We start from the raw sequence: 20,401 nt of genomic DNA, 5'->3' as shown, positions 1-20,401 counted from the left end.
CGCGAACCCGACGACAGGCGCTGGATGGTGGTGGCCAGGGAGCTGCCGCTGGTGCTCAGGTTACGCTGAGCATTCAACGACATCGTATTGGTGTTGATGACTTGTGCCATGAGGAAGGGTCCTTGAGCAGTTGCACGTGAGTTGGGTTAGCCGCCCCTGACGTGCTTCAGGGGCGTCGCATGTCAGCGCTGCAACAGGCTGAGCACGTTCTGGGGTACCTGGTTGGCCTGGGCCAGCATCGCGGTGCCGGCCTGCTGCAGGATCTGGGTACGGGTCAGTTCCGCGGTTTCCTTGGCGAAGTCCGTGTCGCGGATGCGGCTACGGGAGGCCGACAGGTTCTCGGAGGAGGTCTGCAGATTGGCCACGACCGAGGTGAAGCGGTTCTGGATCGCGCCGAGGTCGGCGCGGACGCTGTTGACCGATTCCAAGGCCTTGTCGACGATTTCCAGGGCCTGCTGCGCGCCCTCGGCAGTGGTGACGTCCAGGTCCTTGACGAAGCTGCTGGTCACGCCGGTGAGGGTGCCGCCATCCGGATCCGCGGTATTCAGGCCTACGTTGGTCAAGTCTCCCACCGGAGCCGGGACCGGATCCGTCGAGGTGGAGACCGGGCCGGCCGCGTCCAGCGCGAAACTCTGCCCGGCCTTGACCGAGGTCAGGCTGATCACGCCGTTGTCGACCTTCGCCATGACGCCGGTTTCGCCCAGCTTGCCGTTGATCGCGGCGGCCGTGGCCGCGGTGATCGATTCGCCGGCCTTGACCGTGATGTCGCCGATGTTGATCGGGGTCGCGGTGCCACCGTCAGCGGTGACGACGACCTGCAGCTGCGAGAACACAGAGTCAGCCGTTGCCTTGTCGCCGGCAGCCAGGCTGGTGCCTTCATAGACATTGGCGAAGCTGGCGGCGCCGAGCGAGTCTGCCTTGGCATTGACCACGCTGTTGATGGCGATCGCCTGACCGGCATTGGCGCCGACCTGGAACAGCTGGCTGGTGAAGCTGCCGTCCAGCAGCTTGGTCCCGTTGAAGTCCGCCTGCTTGGCGACGCGGTCGATTTCGCTGACCAGCTGGGTGACTTCCGCCTGCAGGGCCTTGCGATCGCTGGTGGAATTGGTGGCGTTTGACGCCTGCACGGCCAGTTCGCGGATACGCTGCAGGTTGTTGCCGACTTCGTTCAACGAACCTTCGGCGACCTGGGCCAGCGAGATACCGTCGTTTGCGTTGCGGATCGCGACATCGGTGCCGCGGATCTGGGTGCCGAAGCGCTCGGAAATCGCCAGGCCGGCGGCGTCGTCTTTTGCGCTGTTGATGCGCAGGCCCGACGACAGGCGCTGGATGGTGGTAGCGAGCGAGCTGCCGCTGGTGCTCAGGTTGCGCTGAGCGTTGAGCGACATCGTATTGGTGTTGATTACCTGTGCCATGGGTCGTCTCCCTTATTGGAATCCCGGTGGTGAATGGAACGAAGCGCCGCCGTTTATTTGTTTTTGGCTGTGTGCTTCGCTGTTGCCAAATCAATAACGGCGCTTTGTCAACAACCTTTAGGCGGAGATTCACGCGGATTTGCAGGGGCGGGGGAGGCGCCTGGCTTTCATGGGCCGCAGCGGGGCCGGGCGGGGCGTTCGGCCGCCGCAGGCCTGGAAATGCAGGGCAGGTCTCCCGCGGAGACCTGTGCCAAGGGCGTCCCGGCAGTGACACGGGACGCCGGGCAGGCGGCGCGCCCGCCCCAGAACGAAAAAGGCCGCGATGCTCAAAGCATCGCGGCCTTCAGGCCAACCCAAGGTTTTCGGCGGGTCAGCGGATCATGTTGAACAGCGACATCGACTGCATCTGCGAGAACAGGGTCTGGGCCGCCTGCAGGGCGGTCTTCTCCAGCTGGTACTGGCTCAGTGCGTCCGCGTAGTCCAGGTCGCGCATCTGCGAGAGCGTGGTCTTGAGCGTGACCACGTTCGATTCGCGCATGTCGGACGCGTTGTCCAGCGCCTTGAGCTGGGCGCCGCCGGCGGCGCGTGAGTCGATCATGCGCTCCGAGGCACGGGCCACGTCGCGCAGGCCGCTCTGCAGGAGGTTCTGCTGGGCCGCCTGCTGGGCGGGGGTGCCGGTATCCATCTTCAGTGCGCCGATCAGTGAATCCAGCGTGCCGAAGATGTCGCGGCTGGCGGCCGGGCTGACCTCGAAGGTGTCGCCCGCCGCCGGCGCACCGTCGATATGCAGGCGCACGCCGTTGACCACCACGTCGTCGCCGGCTTTCAGGGTGCCGCTGGACACCACGTTGCCGCCGGCATCGAGCAGGTCGTAGGCGTCGGCGGCGGTGAAGCGCACGCTGAAACCCTCGCCGTTCCAGCTGCCGTCGCTGTCGCGGGTGACGTTGGTCAGCACGCCGCTGCCGGTGTTGCCGGTGCCGGCCTTGCCGTCCACATGCCCGTCGCCGGTGACGATGCGCATGAAGATCTCGCTGCCGGGCAGGGCATCCTGCACGTAGGTGTCCGGACCGACTTCGACCTGGCGCTGGTTCTGGTCGCCGTTGTAGACGACGCGACCATCGACCTGGCTGAACGGCGGGCTGCCATCATCCGTACCACCGAACAGATAGCGGCCGGTGCCGTCGGTACTGTTGGCCACCGCGAGCAGATTGCCGCGGATCGCCTCGATTTCCGTGACCAGGGACTGCTTGTCGGCCGCAGCCAGGCCGGGGTTGTTGGCGTAGATGGTCAGCTCGGTGATGCGGCCCATCATGTCGCCGACCTGGGCCAGCGCGTTTTCCTGCAGGCCGAGCCGGTTCTGCACGTTGCCGGCGTTGAGCTGCATGCGGTCCAGCGAGGCCAGGGTGCGGTCCAGCCCCACTGCGCTGCCGGCCGAGACCGGATCGTCCTTGGCCGAGACGATCTTGCTGCCGGTGGCGATCTGGCGCTCGAGGTGGCTCATTTTCGCCTGCGAGGCAAGCATCAGGGACACCGACTGATTGAACATCATGCCGGTGGAAATGCGGTTGTTCATCGCGAGACGGCTCCGAGGATGGTCTGGAACATGTTGTCGGCGGTGGAGATCAGCTGCGAGGCGGCCTGGTAGGCCTGCTGCAGGCGGAGCATGTCCGAGGCCTCTTCATCCAGGTTCACCCCGGAGATCGAGTCGCGCGCGGCCTGGGCCTGGTCGGTGATCACCTGCTGTGCCTGCAGGGAATACTCCGCGGAACGGGCGGCCGCGCCGACCTGAGTGGTCAGGCCGCCCAGGGCGCCACTGAGCGTGACCGTGCCGTCATTGAAGGTCTTGGCCTGCTCGACCTTGGCCAGCAGCAGGGCGTTGCTGTTGTCCGAGGAGCCGGCCGGGGTCGGCCCGATGTTGAAGGTGTCCCCCAGCTTGGGCGCGCCATCCAGGACGAAGCTCCAGCCGTTCGCGGTGATGGTCTGGCCGGCGGTGTAGGTGTTCGGGCCGACCCCGTTGATGGTGTATTCGGTGGCACTGGTGAACACGATCGCCGCCGGATTGCGCAGCGCGGCGTTGTCGGGATCGGTCACCTTGACGCCGGTCAGCTTGCCGCTGCCGGTGTTGGCCATCGCGGCGGTGCCCTTGATCGGGGCGGCCGCGGCGATGCGGGAGATGTCGGTGATCGCCACTTCCATGCTGCCGGCCACGCCTGCGGTGGGCTGCAGCAGGAAGCGGTCATCCTTGGCCGGGGTGCCGCTCATGACCAGCGAGACGCCATTGAGGACCAGCGGGTCGGCCGCGGTGCCGCTGCCGGTCATCGGAATGCTGGCGCCGGTGTCGGCGCGGGTGGCCTGCCACTGGGTGCCATCGAACTTCATCACGATGTTCTGGCCGTCCAGCTTGGAGAGATCACCGAAGCTGGCGCTCATGCTGGCCGTGCCGGTGTTGGCGCTGTTGGCGGTGATGCGCGGATTGCCGATGGTGAAGAAGTCACCGCCCATGTTGCCGTACAGATCCGCGCCCTGGCGGTGGACATCGTTGAAGCTGCTGGCCATGCCGATCGCCAGCTTGCCCAGCTCGGCCTGGGCCGGGGTCAGCACCGTGTCGCGGAACTCCAGCAGGCCGCCGATCTGGCCGCCGAGCGTCTTGCCCTCGATGGTGATCTTCTGGCCCTGGCTTTCCAGCGCCAGCTGCAGCCGCTCGGGCTGGTAGGGGTCGGTCACGGTGGTGACCTTGGAGGCCGTCGTGCCGACCACCAGCGCCTGGCCACCGGCGGTGTAGACGTTCATCAGCCCGCCGTCCTGCATCACCGCGGTGCCGCCGGTGTAGCCGACGAGATTGGCGATCAGCTGGTCGCGGCGGTCGAGCAGGTCCGGTGCGGCGGTCGCCGCATTGCCGCCGATCGCGCCGTTTAGCTGGGCGATTTCCTGGGCCAGCCGGTTGATCTCGGTGGCACCGGCGATCAGGCCGTTGTTGACCTCGCCGTTGAGGTTGTTGAGCTGGGTATTGAGCTGCTGGAAGCGGTTGGCCAGGGTCTTGCCGCTGTCCAGCATGTTCTGCCGGTCGGCGCTGCCGGAGGCATTGGAGGAGAGCCCGCTGACCGAATCGAAGAAGTTCGACCAGACCCCGGCGACGTTGGTGGCTTTGTCCGAGAACATCGCATCGACACGGTCGGCCATGGTGGAGAGCTGCTTCAGGCGCGCCAGTTCGCCGCTGCCATCGAGCAGCCGCGAGATCGCCAGCTGATCGGCGACGCGGCGGACATCGGTGATGCGGGTGCCATTGCCCACGTCGCCGTACCCGTAGTTCTGCGGGTCGGCCGTGGCGAAGTCCACCTTCTGCCGGCTGTAACCCGGCGTTTTGATGTTGGCGACGTTATGGCTGGTGGTCGCCAGCGCCCGCTGGAAGGCGAGCAGGGCGCTGGTGCCGGTGGAGAGTACGCTGGACATGGATTACCTCAACGACGGATGACACCCAGCCCGGTCGGGCTGGCGGTGCTGGCAAAAGTGCGGCCCAGGCGCTGGCCGGCATCGCTCACCGCCGCGACGGCGCGCTCGATGGTCGGGCCGCCGGCAATCGCGGCGATCTTGGCTGCGTAGGTCGGGTCGGTGGCATAGCCGGCGCGCTGCAACCCTTGGGCGAAGCTGCGCACGTCGCTGCCGGCCTGCAGGGCATTCTGGTAACGCGGGCTGGTTTTCAGCAGGCGCACGTAGTCGGCGAAGCTCTCGCCCACCGAGTTGTAGGCGCGGAAACTCGCGGTTTCGTTGCGGCGCACGCCGTTGACGTACTCGTGGGTGCCGCTGGTGGCGCGCTCGCCCTGCCAGCCATTGGCCTTGATCCCGAACAGGTTGTGCGAACTGTCGCCACCACTGCGGCGGACCAGCTTGCGGCCCCAGCCGGTTTCCAGTGCGGCCTGGGCGACCAGTGCCTTGGCATCCACGCCCAGTTCGCGCGCGGCCTGCTGGGCGTGACCCCAGATGCTGGCGACGAAGCCGGCCGGGGTATGCGGACCGAGTTCAGCGGCGGCGGTGGAGGCGGCCAGGCTGTCGACCGCACTGGGGCCGGCCGTCGCGGTGCGGTTGACGCCGCTCCAGCGGTCATCGGCCATCGCCCAGTCGGCCGCGGCCGGATCGGTTTCCGCGACCGCCGCGTACGGATCATTGCGGCCGATGGCCTCATGCATCTGGCTGCTTTCCCGGCCGGCAATCAGGTCCAGGGCGCGTTCCATCGGCTGCAGCACGGCGGAAGGCTCACCGCCACCCAGTTGCTGCAGCAGATCGACCTCGCGCGGCACCGACGGCGCGGCGCTGGCCGGCAGCGGCATGGCCGCGGCGGGTGCATTGAGGCGGTAGGCGCGCAGGGCGGCGGCCGGGTTGAGCGTGGTGTCGACTGGCTTGGCCGCGTCGCCTTCGGCGCCGCCCAACTGGCGCGCGATCATGCTCGACAGGCCGAGGCCACGGCCGCGGGTCATCGCGTCGGCGATCTTCTGGTCGTACATCTCGCGGAACATGGTGTTTTCGCCGGGGAACAGCGAATCGCCGAAGCTCGCCTCGCGCATGCTCTTGATCAGCATCTGCGCGAACTGGCCCTCCAGCTGGCGGGCGACCTTGTCGACCTTGGCCGGGCTGTTGGGCTGGGCGGGATTGAGTTCCAGGGCCGGTTGGATGCGCATGTCAGATCACCTCGAGTTCGGCGCTGAGCGCGCCGGCCTGCTTGAGGGCTTCCAGGATGGCGATCAGATCGCCCGGGGCGGCGCCCACGGCATTCACCGCGTGCACGATTTCATCCAGGGTGGTGCCGCCGTTGAACTTGAACATGCGGCTGCCATCGTTGGTCGCGGTGATGGTCGACTGTGGCGTGACCGCCGTCTGGCCGCCGCTGAACGCACCCGGCTGGCTGACGTTGAGGTTCTCGTTGATGGTCACCGTCAGCGAGCCATGCGAGATCGCGGCCGCGCCGACGCGCACCTGCGAACCGATGACCACCGTGCCGGTCCGCGAATTGACCACCACCTTGGCCGGCGCGCTGCCGGGCGTGAGTTCCAGGTTTTCGATACGGGCCAGCAGACCGATGCGGGCGCCCGGATCGGACGGCGACTGCACCGACACGGTGACGCCATCGATGGCGCGCGCAGCGCCGTCGCCAAAAGCATTGTTCAACGCCGCCACCATCCGCGAGACCGTGGTGAAGTCGTTCTTGTGCAGGTTCAGGGTGATGTCGCCGCCGCCGCTGAACACATCCGGCAGGGCACGCTCCACGGTGGCGCCGTTGGGAATGCGGCCGACGCTGGGCACGTTGACCGAGACCCGCGAGCCATCCTTGCCCTGCACCCCGAAGCCGCCGACGATCAGGTTGCCCTGGGCGATCGCATAGACCTGCCCGTCGGCACCGCGCAGCGGCGCCATCAGCAGCGAGCCACCGCGCAGCGAGACCGCGTTGCCCACCGATGAGACGGTGATGTCGATCGGCTGGCCCGGCTTGGCGAAGGGCGGCAGTTCGGCGTGGATGGCCACGGCCGCCACGTTCTTCAGCTGTGGATTGACGTTGGCCGGCACGTTGACGCCCAGTTCGCCGAGCAGGTTCTTCAGGCTCTGCACGGTGAAGGGCGCCTGGCTGGTGCGGTCGCCGCTGCCATCCAGGCCGACCACCAGGCCGTACCCGACCAGCGCGTTGCCGCGCACGCCGCCGACCTGGGCGAGATCCTTGATGCGCTCGGCGGAAGCAGGCGCAGCCAGCGCGAACACGGCCAGCAGCGCCAGCACCGCCCGCGTCGTGTTGTAGCGCGACACCATGCGTCGCTGCCCGAACAGGGAGAGGAAGAAAGTCATGTCAGGCTCAGTACGGCGACAACGCCGAGTTGAAGAAGCGGCTCAACCAGCCCATCGCATTGGATTGGGCGATCGCGCCGCGGCCGCCGTAGACGATGCGGGCATCGGCAACACGGCTGGAGGGAATGGTGTTGTCCGGGAAGATGTCCGCCGCACGCACGATGCCCTGCACCTGCACCAGCTCATCGCCACGGTTCAGGCGCAGGTTCTTGGCGCCCTGCACGACGAGGTTGCCGTTGGGCAGGCGCTGGATCACGGTGACGGTCACGCTGCCCTGCAGGCGGTTGCTCTGCGCGCTGGTGCCCTTGCCGGTGAAATCGCGCGAACCGGCGGCGCTGGCGCTGAGGATGTCCTTGCCGCCCAGCGTCACCGGTGCACCGAAGATCGTCGGCGTGCCGATGCTCAGCTCCGACTCTTTCGAGGTGGAGGTGTTGGCGGTGGTCTGCGCGGTGGTGTTCTCGGTCAGGGTGATCGTGAGCAGGTCACCGACATCGCGTGCGCGACGGTCCGAGTACAGCTGCAGGCCCGGGCCGGCGGCGTAGATCGCGCCGGCCGTGGCCTGGGCCGACGGCGGCATGACCGGTTCGACCGGGGCCATGGCCGGGTAGGGACGCACATCGCCGGCGATCACGCAGCCACTCAAGGTGGCGACGATGACGGCGGCGGCGAGCAGGCGGAGGGTAGGGGCAAGACGCGACATGGCAGGTTCCCGGGTCGACCGATCAGACGTTCTGGTTGAGATAGCCGAGCATCGCGTCGGTGGTGGAGATCGCCTTGGCGTTCATTTCGTAGGCGCGCTGGGTTTCGATCATCGAGACCAGCTCTTCCACCACGTTGACGTTGCTGCCTTCCAGCGCGCCCTGCACCACGGTGCCCAGGCCGTTGAGGCCGGGATTGCCGTTCTGCGCGGGGCCGGAGGCGGTGGTTTCCAGGAACAGGTTTTCACCACGGGCCTGCAGGCCGGCCGGATTGACGAAGTCGGTCAGGGTCAACGCGCCGATTTCCACCGAGGCGGCGTCATCGGCCATCTTCACACTGATGGTGCCGTCGGTGCCGATGGTGAGCGACTGGGCGCCTTCGGGAATCTGGATGCCCGGCTGCACCGGGTAGCCGCTGTTGGTGACCAGCTCGCCATCCTGGTTGCGCTGGAACGAGCCATCGCGCGTGTACGCCGAGGAACCGTCCGGCATCTGTACTTCAAAGAAGCCGCGGCCATTGACCATCACATCCAGCGCGCGGCCGGTCTGCTGCTGGCTGCCCTGCTCGAAATTCTTGGAGGTGGCCACCACGCGCACACCGGTACCCAGCTGCAGGCCCGAGGGAAGCTGGGTCTGCGCCGACGAGGCACCGCCCGGCTGACGGACCTGCTGGTACAGCAGGTCTTCGAAGCTGGCACGGTCCTGCTTGAAACCGGTGGTGTTGGTGTTGGCGAGGTTGTTGGAAACCACCGACATGCGCGTCTGCTGCGCATCCAGTCCGGTCTTGGCGATCCACAATGCCTGGTTCATGGCGTCATTCCTGTGTTGTAGCGGATGGCCGCGTGGTGCGGCCCTTGCGAAGGGCAATGCATGGCGCGTGCCACAACTGCGCCGGGATTACGTCACCGGGGCGATCAGCTGCCGAGGCGCAGCAGACTGTTGGCGCTGCGGGCGTTGTCGTCGCCGTGCTTGATCACCTTCACCTGCATTTCGTACTGGCGCTGCAGCTGGATCATCTGCACCAGCGCACCGGCCGCATCGACGTTGCTGCCTTCCAGCTGGCCGCTTTCCAGCGACTTGCCCTGGGCCTGCACGAACGCCTGCTGCGGGTCGGTGTTGCGCATCAGCCCGTCCAGGCCGCGCTCCAGCCGCGCATCCTCGGCCTGCACCACGCGGATGCGGCCGATGTTGGCCATCGTCTGCGGGCCTTCGCCCAGCGGAATGATCGAGATCGTGCCGTCGTTGCCGATGTCCATCGCCTGGTGAGGCGGGATCGCGATCGGGTTGCTGTTCTCATCCAGGACCGGATGGCCGCCGGCCGTCACCAGCTGGCCATTGGGCGTGATCGAGAGGGCCGCACCGCGGGTATACGCCTCGCCGGCATTGGCGCCGGGCGCCTGCACGGCCAGCCAGTTGCCGGCCTGCAGGGACAGATCCAGCGGGTTGCCGGTGATCTGCTGGGCGCCCATGCGCCGGTTGAAGCCGGCGTCCACGTGCAGGGCATCCACGCGCGAGGCGTAGCCGGTCCCCTTGATCGGGAAGGCTTCGGTATTGGCGAGCGCCTCCTTGAAGCCGGGGGTGTCGGTGTTGGCCAGGTTGTGCGACAGCGTGCCCTGCGCCTGCAGGGACGCACGTGCACCGGTCATCGCGACGTAGAGTGCCTTGTCCATCGGTGTTTTCCCGTGTTGCGGTCAGTGGCTCATCAACGCAGGTTGATGATGGTCTGGGTGATCTGGTCCTGCGTGGAGACCATCTGCGAGTTGGCCTGGAAGTTGCGCTGGGCGGTGATCATGTTGACCAGCTGCTCGGTCAGGTCGACCGTCGAGGCTTCCAGCGAACCGGCCTGGATCTTGCCCAGGTTGGAGCTGTCCGGCGAACCGGTGCGCGGCGTGCCGGAGGCGAAGCTCTCCGTCCACAGGTTGTTGCCCTTGGCTTCCAGGCCCTGCGCGTTGTTGAAGGTGGTCAGTGCGACCTGGCCCAGCGGCTTGTCGTCGCCGTTGGAGTAGCGCGCGTAGACGATGCCTTCTTCGGAGACGGTGATCTCGTTGAGCTTGCCCGCCGCGTAGCCGTCCTGCTGGGTGTTGCGCAGCGCGAACTTCTCCCCGTACTGGGTCGAGCCACTCAGATTCAGCGACATCGACAGCACGCCGGCGCCGGTGGTCGGGGTGAACGGGTCCATCACGATCTGGCCGTTGGCCGGGCTGGTCAGAGCGCCGCCGTCGGAGAACTGCAGCGTGGTCGGGGTACCGGCCGCCTTGCCGTCCACATAGTTGTAGACCTGCCACTCGTTCGGGTTTCCGGTCTTCACGAAGTAGGAGGTCTGGGTGTGGCTCACGCCCAGCGAGTCATACACGGTGATGCCGCCGGTGGAGTGGTTGTAGCTGTTGGAATCGGTCGGGTCGAAGGTGTCGACCGTCGGTTCCTTGGCGTTGGCCGGCAGGGTGAAGCTGACATCGACCTTGCCGGTCTGCTTGGGCGGGCTGTCGGTGGTCAGCAGCTGCAGGTCGGTCAGGCGGCCGGCATCGAAGTTGGTGCCGTCGGCGTTGGGCGCGAACACCTGCAGGCGCGCACCCTGCGGGTTGGTCACATAACCGGCCTGGTCGGTCTGGAAGTTGCCGGCACGCGAGTACACGCGCGAGCCGTTCATGTTCAGGGTGAAGAAGCCCTCACCGGAAATGGCCATGTCCAGGCTGCGCCCGGTCTGTTCGTTGTTGCCCTGCGAGAACTGCTGGGCGACGTTGGTCAGACGCACGCCCGAGCCGACCGCATTCTTGGACAGGCCGTAGCTGGTGGCCGAGAACAGATCGGCGAACTCGGCGCGCGACTGCTTGAAGCCGGTGGTGTTGACGTTGGCGATGTTGTTCGCGGTGACGCTCAGATCGGCATTGGCTGCGTTGATGCCGGACAACGAGACGTTGAAGCCCATGGGATGCTCCTGTGGATGCGGGTGGGGCGGCTCAGCTGATGCGGAGCACGTAGTCGATCGGGGCCGTGCCCAGACCCTTGAGGTTGAGGTACAGGCCGTCCGTGCCGACCGTGACGCTCTCCACCGGGGCCTGCACGTAGGTGTTGAGCTTGGTCTTGGTGCCGGCGGTATCGGTGTGCGAGGCCGCGATGGTGTAGGTGCCTTCTGCCATGCGGTTGCCGTTGGCATCCTTGCCGTCCCAGTCGAAGGAGACTTCGCCGGAGGCCTTGGCTTCGACGCTGATCTGGTTGACCTTGACGCCGTTGGCGTCGGTGATGTCCACCGTCACGAAGCCGGCGCCGGGCGCGGCGACCATGCCGGTGACATCGCCTTCCTTCTCCAGCGCGAGCTTCTCCGACGGCACCAGCACTTCGTGGCCGACCAGGGCCGCGCCGCGCAGGATCTGGTCGCTGGACATCGAATCCTGGAAGCCCTTGACCGTGTTGTTGAGGTCGGTGATGCCCTGGACCTGCGACAGCTGCGCCATCTGCGCGACCATCTGGGTGTTGTCCATCGGCTTGAGCGGATCCTGGTGGCGCAGCTGCTCGGTCATCAGGCGCATGAAATCGGCCTGGTCCAGGGTGCTCTTCTTCTTGCTGGTATCGCTGTTGGGTGCGTTCAGGCCCAGCGCGGTGTAGATGTCGCTGCTGTTCTGGCCAACGCCGTTGGTGCTGCTCATGGGAGTGGATTCCTGCGGTAAGAGGGTCAGCGACCCATGGTCAGCGTGGCCAGCGCCAGTTCCTTGGCGGTGGTCAGCATTTCCACGCCCGCCTGGTAATTGCGCGAGGTCGAGATCAGGTTGACCATCTGCGCGACCGGGTCCACGTCGGGCTGGTAGATGTAGCCGTCGGCATCGGCCAGCGGGTGGCCGGGCTCGTAGCGCTGGATCGGCGCGGCGTTGCTCTGGCTGATCTCCTTGACCTGCACCGTGGTGATGTTCGGGTCGGTGCGGCTGGTCACCGACTGGAAGATCGGCTCCAGCGGCTTGTAGACCGCATCGGCCGAGCCGGCGACGGTGTCGGCGTTGGAGAGGTTGGAGGCGATGGTGCTCATGCGCACGGACTGCGCCTGCAGCGCGGAGCCGGCGATATCGAAGATGGGCAGGTTGCTCATGGCTTATTGCCCCGTGATCGCGGTGAGCATGGAGCGCACCTTGGATTCGACGAAGCTCAGCGAAGCGCGGTATTCCAGCGCGGCGCGGCCGTAGGCGGCACGTTCGGCATCCGGGTCGACGGTGTTGCCGTCGATGCTCGGCTGCACGCCGTCCTTGGCGATCTGGAACGGGTTCAACCCGCCGCCGATCTCATAGTGCTTCTCGCTGGTGGTCTTCATCAGACCATTGGCATCCAGTCCCTGGGCATTGCGCAGGGCGGCATCGAAGTCCAGGTCCTGGGCCTTGTACCCGGGGGTGTCGGCATTGCTCAGGTTGCTGGCGATCAGCTTCATCCGCTGCTCGCGCAACGGCATGGCCTGGGCATGGACACCCAGATAGTTCGAAATCAGATTGGGCATGACGCACTCCCACGGGACGATGCCTGGGGCAGTGCAAGCGGCGTGCCAGAGGGGCGGCGGGCCGGTCCGCGGCGGCGTGTTACGCCGCCATCGCCACCTTGCGCAGGCGGTCCAGCAGGAAGTCCGCCAGCTCATGCGGGGAGTACTTGGCCACGAAGGCGTTCGCCCCGACCCGCTCGACCATCGCGTTGTTGAACACGCCCGACAGGGAGGTGTGCAGCAGCACGTACAGGCCGGCCAGGCCCGGGTGACGCCGGATTTCCGTCGTCAGGGTGTAGCCATCCATCGCCGGCATCTCGATATCGGAGATGACCATGGCGTAGCGCTCGGCGGGGTTTTCGCCCGACGCGTGGATCTGCAGCAGATGGTCCAGCGCCTGCTTGCCGTCCGAGAGCAGGGTCGCCCCGACCCCCAGCTGGTCGAGCACGCTGCGGATCTGCTGGCGGGCCACGCGCGAGTCGTCCACTACCAGCACCTGCATCGGCGGGGCATCGGCGGGCAGGGCCATGGAGGGGTCCAGCACCGCCTCGCCGCGGATCTCGGCGATGTCGGCCAGCACGCTTTCCACGTCGATCACCTGGATCAGCTCGCCCTGGAAGCGGGTGACGGCGGTCAGGTAGCTCGATTCAGCGCCCAGTTCCGGCGGCGGGTGGATGTCCTCCACCGCGATGTTGACGATGCGTTCCACACCGCTGACCAGGAATCCCTGGATCGAGCGGTTGAACTCGGTCACCACCAGATAGCCCGGCGCCTTGTCGGCATCGGGCTCACGCTCGGGGTGGCCGATCGCCAGGCCCAGGTCCAGCACCGGCACCGAACGGCCACGTACATCGGCCACACCGGCGAACTGGCTGGGCAGCCCGGGGACCTGGAACAGGCCCGGACGGCGCAGGACTTCCTGCACCTTGAAGACATTCACGCCAAAAAGCTGACGTCCACCCAGCCGGAACAGCAGCAGGGCCAGACGATTGTGGCCGGCCAGTCGCGTACGCTGGTCGATGCGGTTGAGCAGGTCATGGGACATGGGCTTGGTATCGGCGGCGGCGGCGATGACTTGAGCGCGGCGTGCACGCCGGTTCGGCATGGGGCTTGCATCGTGCTGCGCATGTTCCTTGCCCCTGGAGTGCCCATGCGTTCTCTTGTCTTTGCCGCGCTGCTGCTGGCGGCACCCGCCTGGGCGGCCGGTGGCTGGCAGCCGGTGGACAGCATCCGCCAGGCGGCGCTGGGCACCTTGCCGGCCGGCAGTGAAGGTGACACCACGCTGGACTCGGCCCTGCGCCTGCCGGCCTGTGGCCAGCCGCTGGCGGCGCAGCCGACCGGCACCAGCACCGTGGAGGTCAGCTGCCCCGATGCGGGCGGCTGGCGCCTGTTCGTGCCGGTAAAGGTGCGCCGCAACCAGACCGTGCTCATTCTCAACCGGGGCGTCGCCGCTGGAGAAACCCTGTCGGCGGCCGATATCACTACCGGCCAGCGTGATGCGGCCCGGATCGCCGGTGCTGCGTTGGCCGATCCGGCCGCCGCCGTCGGCCGCGTGGCACGCAGGACCCTGAGCGCCGGCAGCCTGCTCTCGGCCAATGACCTGGTCGCGCAGCGGCTGGTGCGCCGGGGCGACAGTGTCGCGCTGGTGTCGCGGCGGGGCGGGGTGGAGGTCCGGGTCGCCGGCCGCGCCATGGCCGATGCCGGCGAGAACGAGCGGGTCTCGGTCGAGAACCTTTCCTCGCGCAAGATCGTGCAGGGCACCGTCGCGGCCAGCGGTGACGTTTTAGTGACGCGCTGAACACGAGTGTGAATACGGGCCAGATTTCCCGTAAAACCTGCAATATTCCCCTAAAGATGGCGCCCGACCGGCCGTTATCCCTTGTGAACCGCATTCCCAGGACAACTCCATGAGCCAGAAAATCGACGGCAACCTGCAGGCCACCGCCCATCTGCGCAGCGTCGCTCCGGGCACCAAGCCGAGCGTCAGCACCGATGCACCGGCCCGCCCGGTGGAAGCCGCTGACAGCCTGCGCCTGACCGGCGAAGCCACCAGCCTGCAGGCGATGCAGCGCGAACTGTCCACCGCCCCGGCGATCGACGCGGCCCGTGTCCAGGCCGTGCGCGATTCGCTGCAGAACGGCACCTACAAGATCAACCCCGACGCGATCGCGTCGCGCATGCTTGAGCTGGACCAGCAGCTGCAGGGATGAAGCTGGCGATGAGCGAGCCGCTGCAGCGCCTCAGCGATGCCCTGGACGTCGAACGCCAGGCATTGGTCGAGCATGACGTGCAGGCCCTGATCCGCGCGACCGGCGCCAAGCTGGAGGCCCTGCGGGCCCTCGAGGCGGCCCTGCCGCTCGGCCAGGCCGAGCGCGTGCAGGAGCTGGCCGAGCGCAACCGCGCCAACGGTGTGCTGCTCTCGCGGCGCCGCCGCGAGGTCAACTGGGCGCTGCGCCAGCTCGGTCGCAGCGAAGATGCGGCGGCGTACGATGCCAAGGGCCAGTCGCACACGCTCAACACCCGGCGGCCGCTCGCGGTCGCCTGATCTCCCCCGTCTGGCGGCCCCGGGCTGCCTATGTGAACGTCACCGCGTATATTGAGCGCCTGTTTCCTGCTGCCTCGATGTGACCGTGACCGTAACTTCCGCCCTTGTCACCGCGCCGTTGCCTCCGCATCCGGTCCTGCTTGCCCTGTTTGAACGGATCAAGGAGGGCGTGCTGCTGTTCCGCGAGGATGGCAGCGTGGCCCTGGCCAACGCCGCGGTCAGCGAAATCCTCGGCCAGGACGAACGCGACGCCGAGCTGACCCCGGCGCAATGGCTGCGCCAACTACTGCCGCCCGACGCGCTGGAACAGGCGCGCCTCAACGGCCACTGGAACGGCAGCCTGCCGGTTGGCGAGCGGATGGTCATCGCGCATGTCTACCATCACGACGATGGCGGCCAGCGGCATTACCTGGCGCTGTTCCGGCGCATCGAAGGCCAGGAAGACTACGAGCGCGAGCTGCAGCAGCGCCATGCCGAGCTGCGCCAGGCCTACCTGCGCCTCAACGGCACCCAGGAAAAACTGCTGCAGTCGGAGAAAATGGCCTCGATCGGCCAGCTCGCCGCCGGCGTGGCGCACGAGATCAACAACCCGATCGGTTACGTGCACTCCAACCTGGGCAGCCTGCAGGAGTACCTGCGCAGCCTGTTCACCGTGATCGAAGCCTACGAGCGGGCCCTGCGTGCGCCGGACCCGAAGGCGCTGATCCCGGAAATCGACGACATCCGCCAGCGCTTCGACATCGACTTCATCAGCCGCGATCTGCCGCAGCTGATGGCCGAATCGCGCGAGGGCATCGAGCGGGTGACGCGCATCGTGCGCGACCTGAAGGACTTCTCGTATTCCGGCCGCGATGAGTCGTGGAAGCTGGTCGACCTGCATGCGGGCCTGGAATCCACGATCAACATCATCTGGAACGAGCTCAAGTACAAGGTGACCCTGCACCGCGAGTTCGGCCAACTGCCACTGGTGGAGTGCCTGCCGTCCGAGTTGAACCAGGTCTACATGAACCTGCTGCTCAACGCCGGCCACGCCATCGCCGATCGCGGCACGATCAACGTGCGCACCGGGGTGGACGGCGACACGGTCTGGGTGGAGTTCGAAGATACCGGCGGCGGCATCTCGCCGGACCTGCGCCAGCGCATCTTCGATCCGTTCTTCACCACCAAGCCGGTCGGCAGCGGCACCGGCCTGGGCCTGTCGATCTCCTACAGCATCATCAACAAGCACCACGGCCGCATCGACCTGGACAGCACGCCGGGCGTGGGTTCACGGTTCCGGCTGGTGCTGCCGATCAAGCAGCCGCGCTGATCGGACACGGGTCGTGCCGGCCGCTGGCCGGCTCCTCGCAGACATCAGCTATCCCTTGGACCCGGGCGCGGCCCGCCGCGGCGCCGCCCCCCCCCCACCCTCTCTCCCCCGGGGGCGCCGCCCTCGGCCCGGCACTACCGGGCCGCGCGCCTTTCAGTCGGCGGTCGGCGCGGCCGCCACCGGGGCGGTGTTGGCACGCCGCTGTTCTTCATGCGTGCGGAACGCCTGGTGGATGTGCTTGCGCAGTTCGTCGTCGTTCCACGGCTTGGTCAGGAAGCGATAGATCGCGCCGCGGTTGATCGCGTCGGTCACCGTGTTGAGGTCGGTGTAGCCGGACAGCACCAGCCGGATCGTATCCGGATAGAGCATCTTCACCCGGCCCAGGAACTCGGTGCCGCTCATGTCGCTCATGCGCTGGTCGGACAGGATCACCTGCACGTCGTTGATCGCCAGCAGGTCGAACGCATCGCGCACGTTGCCCGCGGCCAGGATCCGGTAGCCATCGCGACGGAACAGGCGTACCAGTGAGCGCAGCACGTTCTCTTCGTCGTCCAGCAGCAGCAGCGTCCGGTCCGGACGCGTCTCGGCGAAGGCCTCCGGGCGCAGGTAGCGCCGGCGCAGGGTCATGCCGGCCGCATCGGCCGACATCGGTTCACCGAACAGATAGCCCTGGAACACGTCGCAGTCGTTGCGTCGCAGGAAGCCGAGCTGCGCCTGCGATTCGACGCCGTTGGCGATCACCGTCATGCCCAGCTGGTGGCCCATGGCGATGATCGCGCGCGCGATCGCGGCCTCGCGGTTGCCGGCCGGCGCGCTCTTGATGAAGCTGCGGTCGATCTTGAGCTTGTCCACCGGATAGCGGACCAGCGCGCTGAGGCTGGAATCGCCGGTACCGAAATTGTCCAGGCTCAGGCTGATGCCTTCATTGCGCAGGTTGACCAGGGTTTCGTGGACGAAGTTGACGTTGTTGGTCAGCGCGCTTTCATTGATCTCCAGCGTCAGCATCTGCGCCGGGACGCCGGCGGCCTGCATCAGCGACATCACCTCGGCGAAGAAGTTGGGCCGCAGCAGCTGCAGGGTGGAGACGTTGACCGCGATGGTGAAGTCATCGAAGCCCTGGTCGCGCCACAGCTTGGCCTGCTTGAGCGCGCCTTCCAGCACCCAGGTGCCGATCTGCACGATGATGCCGAGGCGTTCGGCGGTGCGCATGAAGCGCTCCGGCACCAGCATGCCGAGGGTCGGGGACTGCCAGCGCAGCAGCGCCTCCATGCCGACCACGTGTCCGTCGCGGGCACTGACCAGCGGCTGGTAGCGCAGCTTGAGCTCGCCATTGGGAATGGCGTCGACAATCTGGCGCGCGATGATGCTCTCGCTGTGCGCGCTGGAGGGCGTGTCCACCGCATGGATGCGCACCGCATTGCCGCCTTCGCGGGCCGCCTGGTACAGCGCGTCCTCGGCATGGTCGAGCAGGCGCGACACCCCGGTGGCATGCTCAGGGCACAGGCTCACGCCCAGCTTGCCGGTCATGAACAGCGTGTACGGCAGCACCGAGAGCGGCAGCTCCAGCTGCTGGCGGATCTCCTCGGCCAGGTCTTCCGGCAGCGGCATGTCGGCCGTGCGCGGTACCGCCAGCAGGAACTCGTCGCTGCCGTGCCGCCACAGCTTGCCGCGGCCGCGCAGGTGGTGCTGCAGCCGCTGGGCGACCAGCACCAGTGCCTGGTCACCGACCTCGGCGCTCATGTTCTCGTTGACCGAGGCGAAGTGGTCGATATCCACGTGCATCAGCATCAGCGGCGTGCCGCCCGAGGCGGCCTCGGTCACCATTGCCTGCAGTTCGGGATTGCCGGCGCCCAGGCGGGGCGGGGCATCTTCGATGCTGACCAGGGGCAGAGAAGGGTTCCACATGAGCTCAGTGTTCCAGTGCGTCGTGAGCCGTCGCGCCGGTGGCGCGGTACGGCAGGTAAAGGTCGATCAGGGTACCGGCACCGTGCGCCGATTCGATGCGCAGCGTGCCACCCACGCTCTGCGCGCGCTCGCGCATCACGATCAGGCCCAGCCCGCGCGGGCCGTCCGGGTCGAAGCCCTCGCCGTCGTCGCGCACCTGCAGATGCAGGCCGTGGTCGTCGACATCGCGCAGGTGCAGGTTGACCTGGCTGGCGCGTGCGTGGCGCAGTACGTTGGTGAGGCTTTCCTGGGCGATGCGGAAGCAGGCCTGTTCGATGTCGCCGGCCGGCCGCCGCGGGAGCGACTGGATATCCGGCAGCAGCTCGATCGCCGCCGAGCGGAACAGCACGCCAGCCTGCCAGCGCAGTGCCGCTTCCAGGCCCAGCGCGTCCAGCTGCGGTGGGCGCAGCAGGGTGGAGATGTCGCGCAGCTTGCCGACGGTCGCGTCGGCCAACTGGATGATCTGGGCCAGGTCCTCGTCGCGGCGGGCGGCATCCTGCTCGTCCTGCGCGGCATACGCGGACAGTTTCATCGCGGTGATCGCCTGGCCGATGTCGTCGTGCAGATCGCGGGAGATGGCCCGGCGCTCGTCTTCCTGCAGCGAGAACAACCGCCCGGCCATGGCCTGCAGCTCGCGGTTGCTGGTTTCCAGCGCCTCGCGGATGCGCTCGGGCTCGCTGAGGTCGCGCACGATCAGCAGCTTGCAGTCGCGCCCGCCGTAGCGTACGTCGCCGACTGCCAGCCCAGCCTGGAAGGCGTGGCCGTTGAAGCGCCGCATGCCGATCACCTCGCCCGCGCCCGCGCTCTGCGGCGGCAACTGCGCGAACAGCTGGGCGCGCACGCGGGGCAGGTCATCGGCGGTGACCAGCGCAGCCAGGGGCTCGCCCAGCAATGTGTTGTGGCCGTAGCCGAACTGGGTGGCCGCGCACGCGTTGGCATACAGCACGTGTTCTTCGGACAGGATCACCACGCCGTCGGGCAGCACCCGTACCAGCTCGCGGAACTGTTCTTCGCGCTCGCGCAGCAGGCGCCGCGACTGCTCGCGCTCGGTGACGTCCTGCAGCGTGCCCAGCACGCGCGGGCGCCCGGCATCATCCTGGCCGCTCTCGGCGCGCAGGTGCACCATCAGGGCGCGCCCGTCCATCGCCAGCAGCGGCAGCAGCACATCGATCTGCACCGGCTCGCCGGAGCTCATCTCCTGCAGCAGCTGTTCGCTGAGCGCCGCCGTGGCCGGGTCGGCCGGGACCAGCAGCTCGTCGAAGCGGTGCCAGCGCCGGGCCTCGGGCGGGCGCCGGCCGAGCAGGCGATAGACCTGGTTGGCGTAGCGGCCCAGGCCCGTGGTCGGGTCGATTTCCCAGGCACCGATGCGCGCCATTTCGTGCGCTTCCTCGACCCGGGCCAAGGCCTGGTCGCGACGCAGCAGGGCCTGGTCTTCGCGGGTACGGTCGATCGCGATCAGCAGGCGCGCGCGGCGGCCGCCGTAATCGATGAAGTTGCTGCGCATCTCCATGCGCCGTGTGCTGCCATCGCTCAGGCGCAGATCGGCGGTGATCACGCACAGCTGCTCGGGATGGGCGCGGATCTGCTCCAGCTTGGCCGCGAGCATCGCCTCGTGGCCGGGCGGCCACAACGCGGTGATCGGCATCGCGGTGAAGGCCTCGCGGCTGAAACCGAAGAACCCTGCGGCAGCCGGATTGACGTCCAGGATCGCCAGCGATTCCAGGTCATAGACCAGGATCGGCCCGGGATTGCCCTCGAACATCTGCCGGTGGCGCGTTTCCGAATGCTCCAGCCGCGCGTGGGTATGCAGCACGTGCTGGGCCAGTGGGCGCAGCAGCAGATAGATCAGTGCCGCGCTGGCCACCACGAAGAACGTGCCCTTGAGGGTCTGCCACTGCGCGGCCGTCTGCAGGTCACCGGCCAGCACCTTGACCGCCGCGTCGCTGCACAGGATCCAGACCAGGGCCAGGACCAGATAGGCCACGACCACGCGCCAGCGGTCGCGGCGCAGATCGCGGGCGAGAGGGGGTTCGGCAGCGCGTTCGGAAGGGCCTGGCAAAGGGGTGGACATGGGGCAGGGCGGGGCCAATCGGACAAGGCAAGCGTCATCTTACCTGCCCCGGGTGAGGATGCAGGGCGCGAGGGAACTCAATAATCCGCAGCGCCCGCCGTTAACGATTGCGTTCCCCGGTTGTCGGGTGCGTT

The 20,401-nt window shown here is 67.4% G+C and carries 19 protein-coding genes; 4 read left to right on the top strand and 15 right to left on the bottom strand.

Annotated features, from left to right (window positions below; all coding sequences use genetic code 11):
• Positions 1 to 182: 182 nt before the first annotated feature.
• From ABE434_RS13175 to ABE434_RS13115, 13 genes are all read right to left on the bottom strand, one after another.
• Positions 183 to 1,415, bottom strand: a complete 1,233-nt coding sequence (locus tag ABE434_RS13175; RefSeq protein WP_346479155.1) for a flagellin — start codon at positions 1,413 to 1,415, stop codon at positions 183 to 185.
• A gap of 370 nt (positions 1,416 to 1,785) precedes the next feature.
• Positions 1,786 to 2,988, bottom strand: a complete 1,203-nt coding sequence (flgL, locus tag ABE434_RS13170; protein ID WP_346479154.1) for a flagellar hook-associated protein FlgL — start codon at positions 2,986 to 2,988, stop codon at positions 1,786 to 1,788.
• Positions 2,985 to 4,865 carry a flagellar hook-associated protein FlgK gene (gene flgK, locus ABE434_RS13165; RefSeq protein ID WP_346479153.1) on the bottom strand — a complete coding sequence of 627 codons (1,881 nt, stop codon included), beginning with the start codon at positions 4,863 to 4,865 and terminating at the stop codon, positions 2,985 to 2,987. Before flgK ends, flgL begins: the two co-directional genes overlap by 4 nt.
• An 8-nt stretch (positions 4,866 to 4,873) precedes the next feature.
• Positions 4,874 to 6,088: a flagellar assembly peptidoglycan hydrolase FlgJ gene (flgJ, locus tag ABE434_RS13160; RefSeq protein WP_176989017.1), complete on the bottom strand. Its 1,215-nt coding sequence runs from the start codon at positions 6,086 to 6,088 to the stop codon at positions 4,874 to 4,876.
• Between the two features lies 1 nt (position 6,089).
• Positions 6,090 to 7,208, bottom strand: coding sequence for a flagellar basal body P-ring protein FlgI (locus tag ABE434_RS13155; protein WP_346479159.1), 1,119 nt, complete (start codon positions 7,206 to 7,208; stop codon positions 6,090 to 6,092).
• 43 nt (positions 7,209 to 7,251) lie between these two features.
• Positions 7,252 to 7,944: a flagellar basal body L-ring protein FlgH gene (flgH, locus tag ABE434_RS13150; protein ID WP_176989016.1), complete on the bottom strand. Its 693-nt coding sequence runs from the start codon at positions 7,942 to 7,944 to the stop codon at positions 7,252 to 7,254.
• 22 nt (positions 7,945 to 7,966) lie between these two features.
• Positions 7,967 to 8,752: a flagellar basal-body rod protein FlgG gene (flgG, locus tag ABE434_RS13145; RefSeq protein ID WP_102788470.1), complete on the bottom strand. Its 786-nt coding sequence runs from the start codon at positions 8,750 to 8,752 to the stop codon at positions 7,967 to 7,969.
• A gap of 104 nt (positions 8,753 to 8,856) precedes the next feature.
• Complete coding sequence (locus ABE434_RS13140) at positions 8,857 to 9,612, bottom strand: flagellar basal body rod protein FlgF (RefSeq protein WP_346479152.1); 756 nt, start codon at positions 9,610 to 9,612, stop codon at positions 8,857 to 8,859.
• 32 nt (positions 9,613 to 9,644) lie between these two features.
• Positions 9,645 to 10,868, bottom strand: coding sequence for a flagellar hook protein FlgE (flgE, locus tag ABE434_RS13135; RefSeq protein ID WP_346479151.1), 1,224 nt, complete (start codon positions 10,866 to 10,868; stop codon positions 9,645 to 9,647).
• 31 nt (positions 10,869 to 10,899) lie between these two features.
• Positions 10,900 to 11,586 (bottom strand): flagellar hook capping FlgD N-terminal domain-containing protein, encoded by a 687-nt coding sequence (locus ABE434_RS13130; protein ID WP_346479150.1) that lies wholly within the window; start codon positions 11,584 to 11,586, stop codon positions 10,900 to 10,902.
• 26 nt (positions 11,587 to 11,612) lie between these two features.
• Positions 11,613 to 12,020, bottom strand: a complete 408-nt coding sequence (flgC, locus tag ABE434_RS13125) for a flagellar basal body rod protein FlgC (RefSeq protein ID WP_088435081.1) — start codon at positions 12,018 to 12,020, stop codon at positions 11,613 to 11,615.
• Between the two features lie 3 nt (positions 12,021 to 12,023).
• Positions 12,024 to 12,419 (bottom strand): flagellar basal body rod protein FlgB, encoded by a 396-nt coding sequence (flgB, locus tag ABE434_RS13120; RefSeq protein ID WP_176989011.1) that lies wholly within the window; start codon positions 12,417 to 12,419, stop codon positions 12,024 to 12,026.
• A 79-nt stretch (positions 12,420 to 12,498) separates the two neighbouring features.
• Positions 12,499 to 13,443, bottom strand: a complete 945-nt coding sequence (locus ABE434_RS13115; RefSeq protein WP_176989010.1) for a chemotaxis protein — start codon at positions 13,441 to 13,443, stop codon at positions 12,499 to 12,501.
• A gap of 105 nt (positions 13,444 to 13,548) precedes the next feature.
• Here ABE434_RS13115 and flgA point away from each other — a divergent pair, with 105 nt between their 5' ends.
• From flgA to ABE434_RS13095, 4 genes are all read left to right on the top strand, one after another.
• Complete coding sequence (gene flgA / locus ABE434_RS13110) at positions 13,549 to 14,196, top strand: flagellar basal body P-ring formation chaperone FlgA (protein ID WP_179458976.1); 648 nt, start codon at positions 13,549 to 13,551, stop codon at positions 14,194 to 14,196.
• Between the two features lie 109 nt (positions 14,197 to 14,305).
• The gene (gene flgM / locus ABE434_RS13105) at positions 14,306 to 14,608 is read left to right on the top strand and encodes a flagellar biosynthesis anti-sigma factor FlgM (RefSeq protein ID WP_319209369.1); all 303 of its coding nucleotides are present in this window, start codon (positions 14,306 to 14,308) and stop codon (positions 14,606 to 14,608) included.
• Positions 14,609 to 14,610: 2 nt separating this feature from the next.
• Entirely contained in the window at positions 14,611 to 14,943 is a 333-nt protein-coding gene (locus tag ABE434_RS13100; RefSeq protein WP_172407607.1) for a flagellar protein FlgN, read from the top strand.
• Positions 14,944 to 15,028: 85 nt separating this feature from the next.
• Positions 15,029 to 16,252: an ATP-binding protein gene (locus ABE434_RS13095; RefSeq protein WP_179458974.1), complete on the top strand. Its 1,224-nt coding sequence runs from the start codon at positions 15,029 to 15,031 to the stop codon at positions 16,250 to 16,252.
• A 153-nt stretch (positions 16,253 to 16,405) separates the two neighbouring features.
• On the opposite strand, the gene ABE434_RS13090 is transcribed toward ABE434_RS13095, so the two are convergent.
• Together ABE434_RS13090 and ABE434_RS13085 are read right to left on the bottom strand one after the other, a co-directional pair.
• Entirely contained in the window at positions 16,406 to 18,157 is a 1,752-nt protein-coding gene (locus ABE434_RS13090; RefSeq protein WP_176989007.1) for an EAL domain-containing protein, read from the bottom strand.
• Between the two features lie 4 nt (positions 18,158 to 18,161).
• On the bottom strand, positions 18,162 to 20,267 hold the full coding sequence (locus tag ABE434_RS13085; RefSeq protein ID WP_346479149.1) for a PAS domain S-box protein: 2,106 nt from the start codon (positions 20,265 to 20,267) through the stop codon (positions 18,162 to 18,164).
• Positions 20,268 to 20,401: the final 134 nt, after the last annotated feature.

The organism is Stenotrophomonas sp. TWI1183 (genome assembly GCF_039673115.1).
Taxonomy (GTDB): domain Bacteria; phylum Pseudomonadota; class Gammaproteobacteria; order Xanthomonadales; family Xanthomonadaceae; genus Stenotrophomonas; species Stenotrophomonas maltophilia_AA.
Note: the sequence above shows the minus strand (reverse complement) of the source record. Positions and strands in the feature narration are given on the sequence as shown.